At 44.3% G+C, this 13,745-nt stretch carries 15 protein-coding genes and 1 pseudogene; 13 read left to right on the plus strand and 3 right to left on the minus strand.

Translation table 11 applies throughout. The features are described 5' to 3' along the window. Positions 1-20 precede the first annotated feature (20 nt). Entirely contained in the window at positions 21-860 is an 840-nt protein-coding gene (locus DXE35_RS01045) for a symmetrical bis(5'-nucleosyl)-tetraphosphatase (RefSeq protein WP_114689250.1), read from the minus strand. Between the two features lie 39 nt (positions 861-899). After that, positions 900-2,365 (minus strand): annotated as a pseudogene (locus tag DXE35_RS01050) (cryptochrome/photolyase family protein); the annotation flags it as partial. On the opposite strand from DXE35_RS01050, the gene DXE35_RS09405 reads away from it, so the two are divergent. From DXE35_RS09405 to DXE35_RS01090, 9 genes are all read left to right on the plus strand, one after another. After that, the gene (locus DXE35_RS09405) at positions 2,324-2,701 is read left to right on the plus strand and encodes a YdcF family protein (RefSeq protein WP_197713914.1); all 378 of its coding nucleotides are present in this window, start codon (positions 2,324-2,326) and stop codon (positions 2,699-2,701) included. The pseudogene DXE35_RS01050 and the gene DXE35_RS09405 sit on opposite strands and share 42 nt — an antisense overlap. After that, entirely contained in the window at positions 2,698-3,048 is a 351-nt protein-coding gene (locus DXE35_RS09410; RefSeq protein WP_197713915.1) for a YdcF family protein, read from the plus strand. The genes DXE35_RS09405 and DXE35_RS09410 overlap by 4 nt, the downstream gene beginning before the upstream one ends. Before the next feature lie 66 nt (positions 3,049-3,114). Then, a complete protein-coding gene (locus DXE35_RS01060) occupies positions 3,115-3,714 on the plus strand; it encodes a YqgE/AlgH family protein (protein ID WP_114689251.1) in 600 nt (199 codons plus the stop codon). After that, entirely contained in the window at positions 3,707-4,153 is a 447-nt protein-coding gene (ruvX, locus tag DXE35_RS01065; RefSeq protein ID WP_114689252.1) for a Holliday junction resolvase RuvX, read from the plus strand. The genes DXE35_RS01060 and ruvX overlap by 8 nt, the downstream gene beginning before the upstream one ends. A 32-nt stretch (positions 4,154-4,185) precedes the next feature. Further along, positions 4,186-4,686 carry a bifunctional pyr operon transcriptional regulator/uracil phosphoribosyltransferase PyrR gene (gene pyrR / locus DXE35_RS01070; protein ID WP_114689253.1) on the plus strand — a complete coding sequence of 167 codons (501 nt, stop codon included), beginning with the start codon at positions 4,186-4,188 and terminating at the stop codon, positions 4,684-4,686. Beyond that, complete coding sequence (locus DXE35_RS01075) at positions 4,686-5,654, plus strand: aspartate carbamoyltransferase catalytic subunit (protein WP_114689254.1); 969 nt, start codon at positions 4,686-4,688, stop codon at positions 5,652-5,654. Before pyrR ends, DXE35_RS01075 begins: the two co-directional genes overlap by 1 nt. 6 nt (positions 5,655-5,660) lie before the next feature. Further along, positions 5,661-7,004: a glycosyltransferase family protein gene (locus DXE35_RS01080; protein ID WP_114689255.1), complete on the plus strand. Its 1,344-nt coding sequence runs from the start codon at positions 5,661-5,663 to the stop codon at positions 7,002-7,004. Beyond that, complete coding sequence (locus DXE35_RS01085) at positions 7,001-7,903, plus strand: DUF6492 family protein (RefSeq protein WP_114689256.1); 903 nt, start codon at positions 7,001-7,003, stop codon at positions 7,901-7,903. The genes DXE35_RS01080 and DXE35_RS01085 overlap by 4 nt, the downstream gene beginning before the upstream one ends. Further along, positions 7,875-8,657, plus strand: a complete 783-nt coding sequence (locus tag DXE35_RS01090) for a hypothetical protein (protein ID WP_162784918.1) — start codon at positions 7,875-7,877, stop codon at positions 8,655-8,657. The genes DXE35_RS01085 and DXE35_RS01090 overlap by 29 nt, the downstream gene beginning before the upstream one ends. On the opposite strand, the gene DXE35_RS01095 is transcribed toward DXE35_RS01090, so the two are convergent. Next, on the minus strand, positions 8,644-10,002 hold the full coding sequence (locus tag DXE35_RS01095; RefSeq protein ID WP_162784919.1) for an O-antigen ligase family protein: 1,359 nt from the start codon (positions 10,000-10,002) through the stop codon (positions 8,644-8,646). The two genes, DXE35_RS01090 and DXE35_RS01095, sit on opposite strands and share 14 nt — an antisense overlap. A 129-nt stretch (positions 10,003-10,131) precedes the next feature. Here DXE35_RS01095 and rfbB point away from each other — a divergent pair, with 129 nt between their 5' ends. The 4 genes from rfbB to rfbC are packed head-to-tail and all read left to right on the plus strand — an operon-like array spanning position 10,132 to position 13,745. Further along, complete coding sequence (gene rfbB, locus DXE35_RS01100) at positions 10,132-11,190, plus strand: dTDP-glucose 4,6-dehydratase (RefSeq protein WP_114689259.1); 1,059 nt, start codon at positions 10,132-10,134, stop codon at positions 11,188-11,190. 20 nt (positions 11,191-11,210) lie between these two features. Next, complete coding sequence (gene rfbD, locus DXE35_RS01105) at positions 11,211-12,185, plus strand: dTDP-4-dehydrorhamnose reductase (protein ID WP_114689260.1); 975 nt, start codon at positions 11,211-11,213, stop codon at positions 12,183-12,185. A gap of 40 nt (positions 12,186-12,225) precedes the next feature. Beyond that, positions 12,226-13,155: a glucose-1-phosphate thymidylyltransferase RfbA gene (gene rfbA / locus DXE35_RS01110; protein ID WP_114689261.1), complete on the plus strand. Its 930-nt coding sequence runs from the start codon at positions 12,226-12,228 to the stop codon at positions 13,153-13,155. Between the two features lie 2 nt (positions 13,156-13,157). Further along, a complete protein-coding gene (gene rfbC, locus DXE35_RS01115) occupies positions 13,158-13,745 on the plus strand; it encodes a dTDP-4-dehydrorhamnose 3,5-epimerase (protein WP_197714039.1) in 588 nt (195 codons plus the stop codon).

Here is a 13,745-nt window from a genome sequence, read left to right on the forward strand (position 1 = left end):
AGATAAAAATTTGCAATGATTTACATTCTGAGTGGGTGGTCATAACCATCCGCTTGAATGATTTGTAATTTCTTGCTGTCTTTGTTTGCAGATGCGATTTCAAGAGCAGTGAGTTTTCCGCCCCAAACGCAACCAGTATCTAGGCCAATGACATTGTGTTTGCGTAACAGCCCCAATGTGGACCAATGTCCAAAGTAAATCAAGGTATCCGTGGTTTTTCTATTGGACGCCATAAACCAAGGGGTATAACCCTCGGGACCATCTTCTAAACCCTCTTTACTTTCAAACTCCATTTGGCCAGTAGGGCTACAAAAGCGCATGCGGGTTAATGCATTCGTGATCACTCGCAAGCGATCATAGCCCTTTAATGAGTTGCTCCATTTCGTTGGAGTATTGCCATACATATTGGCTAAAAAGGTTTTATAGGACTTACTACGCAAAGCTTTTTCTACCTCATGTGCGCACTCAATCGTTTGTTGTAAATCCCATTGCGGCAGCACTCCTGCATGAACAGTCAGTACATTACCGTTGCTCAAGGCCATAGGACGTTTTCGTAACCAATCAACCAATTCAGTGCGATCGGGGGCATGCAAAATGGGCGCAACCGTATCTAGTCCTTTGGTTTTGCGAAGACCGGCATCAATCGCGAGAAGGTGTAAATCATGATTACCCAAGATGCATTCAGCGCGACCGGATGCTTGTATGGTTTTTAAGTAGCGCAATGCGCCCAGGGAGTCTGGACCGCGATTGACTAAATCCCCCAAAAAAATCATTTTAGATTTGGCTGGAAGCTTTTTGATTAGGGCTTTTAACGAAGATGCGCAGCCTTGGACATCACCTATGGCATAGATCTTGCTCATACCCCATCTTAAAGCGGAAACCGGGAGATATTTTAGATGCTAAGCGATTTTTTTCACAACGCTATAGCGCACCAGAGTCTTCTTGCGCGCTTCATCATGCTCAAAAACTGGCATTGGGTAATCTCTTCCAAGGCTGATGCCTGCGGCCTCTAGCTCGATATGACCAGCTTTCCAAGGGGCGTGCATCGATTTTTTTGGAGAGTGTTTCCAGTTGCGGAAGATAGCGTTTAATGAATTTACCCTCAGGGTCAAACTTGTCCGACTGGGTAATGGGATTAAAGATGTGGAAATAGGGCTGGGCATCGCAACCGGATGAGGAGGCCCATTGCCAATCTCCGTTATTGGAGCAGAGCTCAAAGTCATTGAGGTGCTCGGCAAAATAGGCTTCACCCCAGCGCCAATCGATGCCTAAATCTTTTGTCAGCAAACTGGCGACAACCATGCGTAAACGATTGTGCATATAGCCACTTTGATTGAGCCGGTGCATTGCTGCATCAACTAATGGATAACCAGTTTTACCTTCGCACCAAGCGGTAAATAATTTTTTAGCAGTAGCACCGCCTTCCCAAACGATATTGTCATAGTCGGGTTTAAATGATGCGCTCGCTGCTAAACGTGAATGATTGGCCAGAATCATGAAATAAAAAATCACGCCAGATGAGTTCGTTTAACCAAATGGTTGCGCCCATACTGCCTGCGAGCATTTTTCGATGGGCTTCACGCACTAAGCCCCTGATGGATAGCATCCCAAAACGCAAGTGAGTGGATAGATAACTTACCCCTTTAATTGCGGGAAAATCTCTACCGATTTGGTATTGATCGATACGTTGTAAGAAGTCTTCTAAAAAGGCTTGTCCGCCTTCTGAGCCAGGTGGCAAATAGCTTGCGATGGCGGTAGGACAAAAACTCATGGACTGCAAAGAGGGGAATGGCTCGGCTAATTTTTTAGGTATGGCCGCCAGTTGACCAGGTTTTGGGTTGCACTCATAAGCGGTCAGGTCTTTTTCTTGAAGCGTCTTAAGCCAATTATTTTTGTAGGGCGTAAAGATTGAAAAAACGGTATTAGAGTTAGTGAGAATTTCTTTTTTCTCAAAGATAACTTGATCTTTAAAAGTTGAAAAAGCAATGTCTTGTGTTTCTAATGTCGTTTTGACGGTTTTATCGCGTTCGATGGCCGAAGGTGCGTAGTCATGATTGGTGAAGACAGCTGCAACACCCAATTCTTTGGCAATTTGTGGAATGCACTCAATAGGATTGCCAAAGCGCACAATGAGGCCTCCGCCTTGAGTGCGTAGTTGATCATCTATTTGTTTAATGCCTTGCCAAATGAAATCCACCCGGCGCTCATGTTTTAAGCCATTGGCGTCGAGCTCACCCTTTACTAGCGGTTTCAGAATCTCCGTATCGAAGATAAAGGTAGGCCAGACCTGCTCACTTTCCTTGAGGGCGTGGTGAAGGGCGGTATGGTCATAAAGACGAAGATCACGGTGGAGCCAAACAAGCGCTTTTTATTGCTGGCGTTATTGGATTTATTGGTGGTCGGTTGGTTGCCAGCCTCCGAAGTCGTATTGAGAGGCATGGAAAATCTTATCCCTAAGGTGGAGCTATCCAAAGATCTGGCGAATGAGGTCGGCGGCATCGTTATTTTGGGCGGGGCAATCAAAGGTGGGGAAATTGCGGTAGATCGGGGTGAGATATCGATTCATTCCTCCGTGAAGCGAGTGACAAAAGCATTTGAGTTGATTCGTAAAAATCCAACGCTGCCGTATGTTTTTAGTGGTTACTCTGGACGCATTACCACAAAAGGTATATCCGCGAGGCAGACGCCTTCAAGCAATTGATTCAAGAGCAGGACTTAAGTGAAGAAAAGGCCTGTTATGAAAATCAATCGCGTAATACCTATGAGAATGTGCTTTATATGAAGCCCCTGATTGAGAAATATGGAGTCAAAGACGAACCGGGGCAGTTAAAACACTGGTTATTAATTACTTCGGCTAGTCATATGTACCGGTCAGTAAAAATCTTTCAAAAACAGGGTTTGTCATTATTGCCAGTACCGGTGGACTACCAGACTGCTAACAGCCTTCAGTGGACCGAATTTGATTTGGTAGATGGCGCGCAAAATTGGCATGACGTCATACATGAGGCCGTTGCCCTTTTCGCCTACTGGATTACTGGAAAAATCTAGATATTCGGTAAAATAGACCTCATGACTTCCGCTAAAAAAGCGCCCACTGCTTCAGACTGAGCGTCTATGCCGGAGTCCTCTATTTCCTTTTCCGCAGATGACCTGGCCAATCAATTTTTAATTGCTATGCCGTGGATGGTGGACCCTAACTTTGCGGGTTCAGTGATTCACCTCTTTGAGCATACTGAGAGAGGCGCGATGGGCTTGGTCGTTAATAGGCCAACAGAAGTCAATTTGAGTACTCTTTTTGACAAAATCGATCTCAAATTAGAAATCGCTCCCCTGCTAGATCAGCCTGTGCACTTTGGCGGCCCCGTTCAAATTGAGCGCGGATTTGTGTTGCATGAATCTAATCCCCAGCTTTCTTATAGTTCCTCGTTTATTATTCCTGGTGGACTAACAATGACCACTTCCAAGGATGTGTTGGAGGCGGTGGCGGATGGTGAAGGGCCGCATCAGTTTTTAATGACTCTAGGCTATGCCGGCTGGGGTGCTGGTCAGCTCGAAGAAGAAATCACCCTGAATGACTGGATTAATGTGCCGCTGACGCGTGAACAAATGACGGACATCATCTTTAATACCCCTTCAAGCCAGCGTTATCAAAAGGCGATGCATCATTTGGGGTTTGGGCCATCCGACCTTTCTGGGGAAGCGGGCCATGCTTAAGTCCAATGTTCTCATGACGGTGATGGCATTTGACTATGGAACACGCCGTGTAGGCATAGCAGTTGGGAATTCAGTAACAAAAGCAGGTGAAGCTCTCAAGACCATTACCGCAGCTAATAGCGATGCTTTATTTAGAGATATAGAGTCTCTACTGGCTGACTGGCATCCTAATCAGCTGGTAGTAGGTCGCCCTACACATCCTGATGGCACGCCCCATGAGATGACCGCTAAGGCAACCCGCTTCGGCAATCAATTGCACGGCCGTTTTCAGTTGCCAGTAGCCTGGGTGGATGAGCGCTATACCTCGGCAGTTTTAGCGGGCGATGCCCGAATGCGGGACAATCTAGATGCGAATTCGGCGGCTTTGATTTTGGAGCAATATTTTTCAGAGCTAGAGACAAGCTTGGAAAGTAATTTAGATACAAAAACTGTCGATTGAAAATGTAGTATTGATACGGTGTAGATTAAAGAATGAACGCAGAACAGTTATACGCAAAATTACTAGCAAAACTACGTGAGATTAAGCAGGTAGACTCTTTTGAGTTAGTGGGTCTTGCGATGGGTGGTGCTTGGATCGCTGAGCGTTTGGCTAAAGATTTGAATTTGCCACACTATGGCGTGATCAATGTGGCTTTTCATCGAGATGATTATGCTGAAAAGGGTATGACAGCGCTGCGTACTGCCAGCACGATGACAACGCATTTGCCATTTGATGTGAATGGCGCTAAGGTGATTTTGATTGATGATGTTTTGTTGACTGGAAGAACAGTAAGAGCGGCTTTGAATGAATTATTTGATTTTGGTCGTCCTGCGCAGGTTGAGTTAATGGTCTTAGCTGATCGCGGTAATCGAGAGCTTCCAGTGTGCGCTAATTTTGTGGGTGAAGCGCTCCATGTCCCAGAGTACCAAATTCTGGTTTTAGAAAAAAATGTGGCTGGAAAATTCAGCTTCGTACTAGAGGAGCGCGAGTGATGAGTTCAATTTATCAGCCAGTTAATCAATTTAATACTGCCGGTGAGCTCACCCATCTTCTGACGTTAGAGGGTTTACCAAAAGAGCAAATCATTCATATATTAGATACGGCTCAGCAGTTTGTGAGTGTTACTGATCCATCGCGTGAGGTAAAGAAAGTTCCCTTGCTTAGGGGCAAGAGCGTATTTAATCTGTTCTTTGAGAACTCAACCCGCACTAGAACCACTTTTGAAATTGCCGCCAAACGTTTATCAGCAGATGTCATTAATTTAGACATATCTACTTCATCTACCGCTAAGGGTGAGAGTCTTCTCGACACTATTGATAGTTTAGTGGCGATGCAAGCGGATATTTTCGTTGTGCGTCATAGCGTATCGAGAGCCCCTATTGAAATTGCTAACCATGTGCCAGCGCATGTGCACGTGGTGAATGCGGGCGATGGTAGTCATCAGCATCCTACTCAAGGTTTGCTCGATATGTATACGATGCGCCACTTTAAGCAGAGCTTCAAAGGCCTGAAGGTGGCAATTGTGGGAGATATTGTCCATAGTCGTGTAGCCAAGTCGAATATTCATGCGCTCACTACTTTGGGTTGTGAAGATATCCGCGCTATTGGTCCAGAAAGCCTGTTGCCAAGCGATTTGGAGATGCTGGGCGTTAAGGTTTTCTATTCGATGGAAGAGGGCTTAAAGGATGTTGATGTGGTGATGACGCTGCGTATCCAAAAGGAGCGTATGGATGCGGGGCAAGTTCCCGAAGGCGATGCTTTCTTTAAGCAGTATGGCTTAACACCTACACGCTTAGCTTTAGCGAAGTCAGACGCTATCGTGATGCATCCAGGCCCCATGAATCGCGGTGTGGAGATTGATTCGGTAGTGGCTGATGGCCCGCAATTGGTTATCTTGAATCAGGTCACCTTTGGAATCGCGGTACGTATGGCGGTGATGTCTATAGTGGCAGGTAACTAACAAAGCGTGCTGACAAAAAAACGCTGGTTGATTCTCGCGCATGGCTTCAATATGGATGGTCGTGCATCCAGTCAAACGATCACCGATAAAATGCCCTATCTGCTAGAGGCAGGTATTGAGCCCATCGTGTTTAGCGCGATTACAGGCATTAAGGATCAGCGTTTTCCGCACCGTCAATTTTTAGCTTGGGGGCCAGCAGCATTTCGGTTTGATTTTAGGCACTGGATTGCCAATCAATATGGCAGAGGATTGTTTTATAAAGTTTCCACCGGAATGGTTTCTCTATTGCTTGCGCCTTTTATCGCGCTAGAGAAGTTTGTACTCGGCTATTCGAGTCAGTGGTCTTGGTCTATTCCCGCCTATCTTCATGGCTTAAGCCTCATTCGCGCAGGCAAGGTCGATCTGATTTATTCCACTGGGGGTGCATGGTCTGCCCATTTTGCGGGGCTTTGGCTCAAGAAAAAGACAGGTGCCCCCTGGATAGCGGAGATTCATGATCCACTCGTGATTCGTAAGAGTCCAGATGATCAGGGCTTTGAAACGCGCAGCAATCGCGATGCCCGCTTTAGGCAATATCTAGAAAAGCAAATTTGCAAATATGCGGATTTGGCTTCGTGGTTTACCGAAGGCGCCGTGCATTATGCGAAGGTGCGCAATCCCAATCTCAATACTCCAAGTAATGCACATGGCTTTATGGTGCTTCCTGGTGCTGAGCCGCCCGGCGGATTAAGCCATGCAAAAACGCACCAATATACTGAACAATTAAATTTATGTCACTTTGGCTCTTTGGCCAACGACCGCTCTCTCTCGACTATTCTGAATGCTCTAGTTCCACTATTTAAAAAATATCCTCAAGCAAGAGAGCGTGTTCAAGTTCATGCCTACGGAGCGCCCTTAGATCCATTAACGGTAGATGCTATTAAAAGGCTGGAGTTTGATGATGTCTTACTTGCTCATGGGCGCTTAGAAAAAGACCCTAGTACCGGCAAATCTGGAAGAGAGCGTGTTGTTGAAAAGATGCAGGCGGCCGATGTATTAATTCTCTTGCATGGGAATGACGAGTGGTGTGCTGAATACATCCCATCCAAGTTCTATGAATACCTTTGGGCCGATAGACCAATTTGGGGAATTACTCATCGCAACCCCCAGTTAGATCAGATGCTAGTAGAGCGAGGGGCCTATTTAAGCCCTCAAAATGATCTAGAGACTGTGGAATTTGCTCTCGAGAAGATCTGGTTAGACTGGGAAAATCGGCAATTAGTAGTGCCCACAGGCGTACCAATTGATGTGAAGCAGGCTACATATAGAATACTTGCTGAAATGCAAGACAAAATCGAAAGAAGCGCTTGAAAGATATCGTTCTCTACTGCAAATCTTACCGCCGTGATTTTTTGCGTCTAAAGCGTTTGTTGGATTCGATCAATAAATATAACGTCGACCAAATCCCTTTTTATATTTCTACTCCAGCAGACCAATATCAAGAGCTGCAGTCGGTTTTAGGCGCAAGCTCTGGGTATCAATGGGTTTCAGACGAATCGATTATCGCGTCTAATCCCCGCGTTCCCGTAGGCATTGAAAAGACTCGCTCCGGAGGCTTAAGTCAACAAGCGATTAAATCTGAATTTTGGCGCCTTGGCTTAGCTGAAAATTATGTATGCTTAGACTCAGACTGCATCTTGATTAAAGATTTTTATAAGGCCGATTTTTTGAGCCCTGATGGCAATCCCTACACAGTGCTTCATCAAAATAAAGAATTTTTTCAAATTGCGTTAAATCGCGAGAAGGATTATGTTGAGAGAAATATTAGACTTGAGTCTGAGAGAGTAAAGTCTCTTTTTGAAAGGGAGGGACCAAATTTTTATTGCGCACCAGCACCTTTTATTTGGTCGGCTAAGGTTTGGGAATCTCTAGATGTCAACTTTTTGCAGTCTAAGGGTATTTCTATATGGGATCTGATTGATTCCGAGCATCCTGAGTCATTAATTTATGGCGAAACTCTTTTGAAGTATCGTGCAATCCCGCTCATTGTTATCGAACCACTGTTTCGTGTCTACCATTATGATTGGTACTATTACTCGATGCGACGTTTGGGGGAGACTAAAAGCAAAGTTGCAAGAAATTACCTGGGCATTATTTACCAATCTACCTGGGAGGCTGGGTTAAATTTTGGTGCACTATCAAAACCACTTTTTTCTCGAGCACTCAAAAGAATTAAAAGATTTGGCCGTTATTTACAAAGTTTTTTATAAGATGAGTCTTCCACCGGTATTACTTACATCAAGTGTTGTTGCAATGGATCCAACGGTGGCGCTTAAGAGCCAAGAGGATCGCATTTTTTATACCATAGAGTCCATAGGAAAGTGGGCAAAGATCAGTCCTAGAAATAAATTTATTATTTGCGATGGATCTGGCTTTGACTTTACCCCCCTGGTTCAAGAGCGTTTTCCTGATTTAGAGGTTGAATGCATTTTTTTTATGAATGATCCTGTATTGATAGGTAAGTATGGCAAGGGGTTTGGAGAGGGGGAGATTATTCGTTTTGCACTAACGCACTCCCAATTTCTTAGCGCATCCGATTGGTTTGTGAAATGCACCGCTAAGCTTTGGGTAGATAACTTCTTCGCATGCCTGCAAGAGTGGAATGATCAATTTCTGTGCAGAGCATTTTTTGCAAACGTGTATTCTTTAGCGCCAACTTCTTTAGAGTATATTGATACACGTTTTTATATGATCACCAAAGACTTTTATTTGAGAAACTTCTCAAATATCTATGTTAATTTGGGTTTAGATGATGGCTCTAGTATTGAGGGGGAGTTTCTCGACAAGATTCGAGAATTAAAGTTGAAACATTTCTTATTTAGGGCCGTCCCCATTATTTCTGGTGTGGGAGGGGGGTCTGGGAAGTACTACAATACCTCATTTTGGAGGCGAATGAAAGAGAAGCTGCGATCTTACTTGGCCTCTAAAAATTTAGAATTCTGCGACCTTTTTAATCGACCATAGAATTGAGTTTATTTTGCGCCAAAACAATACCAGCAAACAGAGCGATGATAAATGCCTGCATTTCAAGCATTTGATCGCGCATAGTGGAGTCTAGTAATCCGCGCAATGCCCACATTACTGCGCTAGCGAATAAGGCTAAACCAAAAGGGGATGATGATAAGTGCGCTCTAAATGAGATTAAGCCTATTTGTGCATAGTTAATTAAAACCATCAGCAGTAGTATGGCTCCCAGAATGCCAATGGCTAAAGAGGTATCTATCCAAGCATTATGCGTATGGGAAATAAATATTTTAGGGGTATGGTTGCAGTACTGGGTAATGGCTTGTTGGTAGGCCTCCTTGGATTGATTAATACCCATCGGATTTTCATAGATCAACATTAAGCCAGCTCTGGCGGCCATCATCCGCGCTCCATCACCGTCAACAACACTATCAAGACCCTTTTGTATTGAAGGGGTCATTTCTATACCCTTGTCTTTTAGAGCATTTTCTAGGACTTCAATTCCTTCGCAATAAACCTTACTTGGATTACCTTCTAGGCCAATCGCAACGCGAGATAGAATTCCGCTCCAACGATTTGGATTACTGACAACGCCAATTTTGTAAATGCCTGCGATAAGAATGGGTATGGAAAGCAGCAAAAAGATTTTTTTCTTATTGCTAATCCTATTGTCTCTATCAAACAAGAAATAAGTGATCATTACGAAAAAGGCGCCGATAAAAGAAAACCCCACCCCCCCACGACTTGCTGCAAGCAAAGGTGAGACAACACAAATTGTCATAAGGGCGATAGCTATGTAGCGATAAATTTTACCGTTGGTTTGAAGAATGCAGAAAGTGCAGAGCAAAATGATGGCCTCCAATGCTGGATACGCAAAGTCACCGTGAATGAGGTTGATGCCCGAGTAGCCCCAAGGAATTGCACCAATAGAAATACTTTTGAATAGGAAGAGAATAAGGTGAATGTAAAGTGGGACTGAGAAAGCAATGCCAAGGTAAAGTAAAAATTGATGTGAATTTTTTCTGCCTAAGATAAGGCCTGTACCAGCGCCAATAATGGAGAACAAAATAAAATGCATCCACTCAGCGCGAAAGTTGCTGAAGGCAGCTTGGTAATTCTCCGAGAAGAAAATCAGTTGAATACCCAGGTAAACAAAAAAGACCACCAAAAGCTTATTTTTTTGGAAGAATGAACTCCAGTCTGGCTTATAAAAGAGAACGCATATTAACAATGCCCCCTCGCATAGGTATCTGCCTGCAATAGTATGTGGAATGTTCCATAGTGGAATTAGCGTGAACAAAGCCACAAAAAATACCATTTTGTGGATGCTTTTTAAATTGATCAACATTGTTCGCTCTGTAGCAGATATTTTGAGGATTATTACCTAGATTTGCCTGGCTTTCTTAAGTTTCTCGCATTGAGGTTGGTAAAATGACGTTTCACTGAAGCTTAGAAACTAATAAAGAGAGTATTGATGATTTTAGTAACCGGCGGTGCTGGATTTATTGGCGGTAACTTTGTCCTCAATTGGCTACAAGTTCCTGGTAATGAAGGTGTGGTTAATTTAGATAAATTAACCTACGCTGGAAATTTGGCTACCCTGGAATCTCTGAAGAACGACCCTCGCCATGTTTTTATTCATGGCGATATTGGTGACAAAACATTGGTTACCAAGTTATTAAATGAGTACGTGCCTCGTGCAATCGTTAATTTCGCTGCAGAGAGTCATGTGGATCGATCAATTCATGGCCCTGCTGATTTTGTAGAAACCAATATTGTTGGCACATTTAATTTATTAGAGTGTGCTCGTGAATACTGGAATCATCTTGCAGGTGCAGCCAAAGAGAAATTTCGCTTTCATCATGTGTCAACCGATGAAGTGTATGGCTCACTTGCTCTAACAGATCCTGCTTTTACTGAAACGAATCCTTACGAACCTAATAGCCCTTACTCAGCATCTAAGGCGGCCTCTGATCATTTGGTGCGCGCTTGGTTTCATACCTATGGCTTCCCGGTTGTGACAACTAATTGCTCCAATAACTATGGCCCTTATCACTTTCCAGAAAAATTAATTCCGTTGGTGATTTTGAATGCGCTCAATAGCAAGCCATTGCCGATTTATGGTGATGGCCAACAGATTCGCGATTGGCTCTATGTGGGCGATCATTGTTCTGCTATCCGTGAAGTATTGGCTAAAGGCAAATTAGGTGAAACTTATAACATCGGCGGCTGGAATGAAAAAGCCAATATTGATGTTGTGGAAACCATATGCGGCATTTTGGATGAACTTAAGCCCCGTGCTGATGGAAAAGGCTATGCAGAGCAAATTACCTTTGTCAAAGATCGTCCAGGGCACGACCGCCGTTATGCAATTGACGCTAGCAAGGTTGAGAGGGATTTGGGTTGGCGACCTTCTGAAACTTTTGATACTGGCATCCGTACAACAGTTCAGTGGTACTTAGATAATCCTGTTTGGATTGAGGGCGTGGTGAGCGGCTCTTATCGTGACTGGCTGCAAAAGCAGTACACCTAATTTTTTGACGAAGAATCTACGTGAATATTCTCGTTTTCGGCAAAGATGGTCAGCTAGGTAGAGCATTTAAAGCTGTTTTTGACCCACTACTTACCTCTGCAAATCTGCAAGTAGCTTATTTCGGTAGAGCAGAGTGCGACCTTAGTACAAAAGAGGAAGTGCTTGCACAACTCAATGCAGCTAAGCCAGATCTTATCATTAATGCCTCCGCTTATACGGCAGTCGATAAGGCGGAAACGGAGATGGATTTAGCCTTTGCAGTCAATGTAAAAGCTCCAGAACTCATGGCCCGTTATGCCACAGAAAATGGCGTCACTTTTTTGCATTATTCCACTGATTATGTCTTTGATGGCAGTAAAGAAGGCTTTTATATAGAGAGCGATGCTCGCAACCCATTGAGTGTGTATGGAAAAAGTAAAGCTGCAGGTGAAGAAGCGATAGAACAAGTGTTTGCAACTTCCTCGCAAGGTCAATTTGCAATTTTCAGAACCAGCTGGGTATATGGCGATGGTGGGAATTTCATTCGCACGATATTGCGTTTAGCAAAAGAGCGCGAAGAATTAACAGTCATTCATGATCAGCGCGGCGTTCCCACGAGTGCGTTATGGCTTGCACAAATCAGTTTAGATTTGGCGCTCGATGCGGGATGTCGGTTAAAGCAGTTTTCATCAGGCATTTATCACGCCGTACCAGCCGGGGAAACGACGTGGCATGGTTTAGCTTCTTTTGTGGTCCAGGCTGCCCTCGATGCAGGTGTTGAGCTCAAAGCAAAGCCAGCGGCTATTAAGCCCATTTTGGCTATGGAATACCCCCGTCCAGCACCCAGGCCCATGAATTCCAGTATGGATAGCACCAAACTTCGCTTAGCACTGCAAAGTGGGTCTGCAAAAGCTTCAAACTCCTATAATGAACTCCACAATGTGCCAAATGTCCCTAGTTGGGATCGCATGGTTCAAGAATATGTATCCACGCTAGCCTCAAAAGGTCTTATTTAAAGATCTGTAGATGGTTTTTGGTGCTAAACAGGGGTTATGAATGGCTGTAAATCGTAAAGGCATTATTTTGGCTGGTGGGTTTGGTACGCGCCTATATCCAGTGACTCAGGCGGTTTCCAAGCAACTCATGCCGGTCTATGACAAGCCCATGGTGTATTACCCACTAAGCACCTTAATGTTGGCTGGTATTCGAGATATCTTGCTTATTTCTACACCACATGACACCCCAAGATTTTCGGAGCTTCTGGGCGATGGTTCTCAATGGGGTCTCAATATTGAGTATTGCGTGCAGCCCTCACCAGCCGGTTTAGCGCAAGCATTTACGTTGGGTAAAAACTTTGTTGGCAACAACCCAAGCGCATTAGTGCTGGGCGACAATATTTTCTATGGCCACGAATTAGTTGACCAGCTTAATAGCGCAAATGAGCGCACTGTTGGGGCATCGGTATTTGCGTATCACGTCAATGATCCAGAGCGTTATGGTGTTGTGGGGTTTGATAAAGACTATAAAGCGCTATCAATTGAAGAGAAGCCTCTAAAACCTCGCAGCAGTTATGCGGTTACTGGCCTCTATTTTTATGACAATCAGGTTTGTGATATTGCCGCTTCAATTAAACCTAGCGCTCGTGGTGAACTTGAGATTACTGATGTGAATCGTGTCTATCTCGATAAGAACGAACTCAATGTGGAAATTATGGGTCGAGGTTTTGCCTGGTTGGATACCGGTACACATGATTCATTGCTCGATGCTGCTGGCTTTATTGCAACTTTGCAAAAGCGACAAGGCCTCATGGTGGCCTGTCCTGAAGAGATTGCGTATCGCCAGGGCTGGATCAGCGCTGAAACTGTGCAGAAGGTTGCTGCGCAGTTAAGTAAAAACAGTTATGGTCAGTACTTGGGCAAAATTTTGAATGAGCTCAATAGTTCAGCTCAACCAATTTCTCTCTCGGCCAAAAAAGCTGCGAAGTAATGATGAGCTCAAAATTGCGAATTACTCCTACTACCATTCACGATGTGTTTATCGTAGAGCCAAAAGTATTTGGTGATGAGCGTGGTTGGTTTACTGAATCATTTAATGCGGAAGACTTTGCAAATGCAACTGGATTGAATGTTCAGTTTGTGCAAGATAACCATTCATTTTCTCGTCAATGGACCTTGCGTGGTTTGCACTATCAATTGGAAAAAACTCAGGGTAAGTTGGTACGCGTTGTGGCTGGCAGTGTATTTGATGTAGCGGTGGATATCCGCAAAGATTCACCAACGTATGGAAAATGGGTAGGCGTTGAACTCAGCGCAGAAAATCATAAGCAATTGTGGATTCCACCAAAGCTTGCACACGGATTTTTGGTGCTTTCAGAAACGGCCGAGTTTCTTTACAAGACAACAGATTACTACCACCCTCAGAGCGAGGCCTGCCTTGCTTGGAATGATCCAGCGGTTGGAATTGAGTGGCCTTTGCCTGCTGGAGTCCAACCCAATATGCATGCCAAAGATGCAGACGGTCTTTCATGGGATGCAGTGCCCAAGTTTGAGTCGTATTGGACAATTTTAAAAAGATAA

Origin of the sequence: Polynucleobacter necessarius, assembly GCF_900095215.1 — a bacterium.
GTDB classification, from domain to species: domain Bacteria; phylum Pseudomonadota; class Gammaproteobacteria; order Burkholderiales; family Burkholderiaceae; genus Polynucleobacter; species Polynucleobacter necessarius_H.

What these genes read in the sequence shown, in the direction of transcription:
- DXE35_RS01045 (WP_114689250.1), bottom strand. Translation starts at nt 860, where the DNA reads ATGAGCAAGATCTATGCCATAGGTGATGTCCAAGGCTGCGCATCTTCG.
- DXE35_RS09405 (WP_197713914.1), top strand. Translation starts at nt 2,324, where the DNA reads ATGGTCATAAAGACGAAGATCACGGTGGAGCCAAACAAGCGCTTTTTA.
- DXE35_RS01060 (WP_114689251.1), top strand. Translation starts at nt 3,115, where the DNA reads ATGCCGGAGTCCTCTATTTCCTTTTCCGCAGATGACCTGGCCAATCAA.
- ruvX (WP_114689252.1), top strand. Translation starts at nt 3,707, where the DNA reads ATGCTTAAGTCCAATGTTCTCATGACGGTGATGGCATTTGACTATGGA.
- pyrR (WP_114689253.1), top strand. Translation starts at nt 4,186, where the DNA reads ATGAACGCAGAACAGTTATACGCAAAATTACTAGCAAAACTACGTGAG.
- DXE35_RS01075 (WP_114689254.1), top strand. Translation starts at nt 4,686, where the DNA reads ATGAGTTCAATTTATCAGCCAGTTAATCAATTTAATACTGCCGGTGAG.
- rfbB (WP_114689259.1), top strand. Translation starts at nt 10,132, where the DNA reads ATGATTTTAGTAACCGGCGGTGCTGGATTTATTGGCGGTAACTTTGTC.
- rfbA (WP_114689261.1), top strand. Translation starts at nt 12,226, where the DNA reads ATGGCTGTAAATCGTAAAGGCATTATTTTGGCTGGTGGGTTTGGTACG.
- rfbC (WP_197714039.1), top strand. Translation starts at nt 13,158, where the DNA reads ATGAGCTCAAAATTGCGAATTACTCCTACTACCATTCACGATGTGTTT.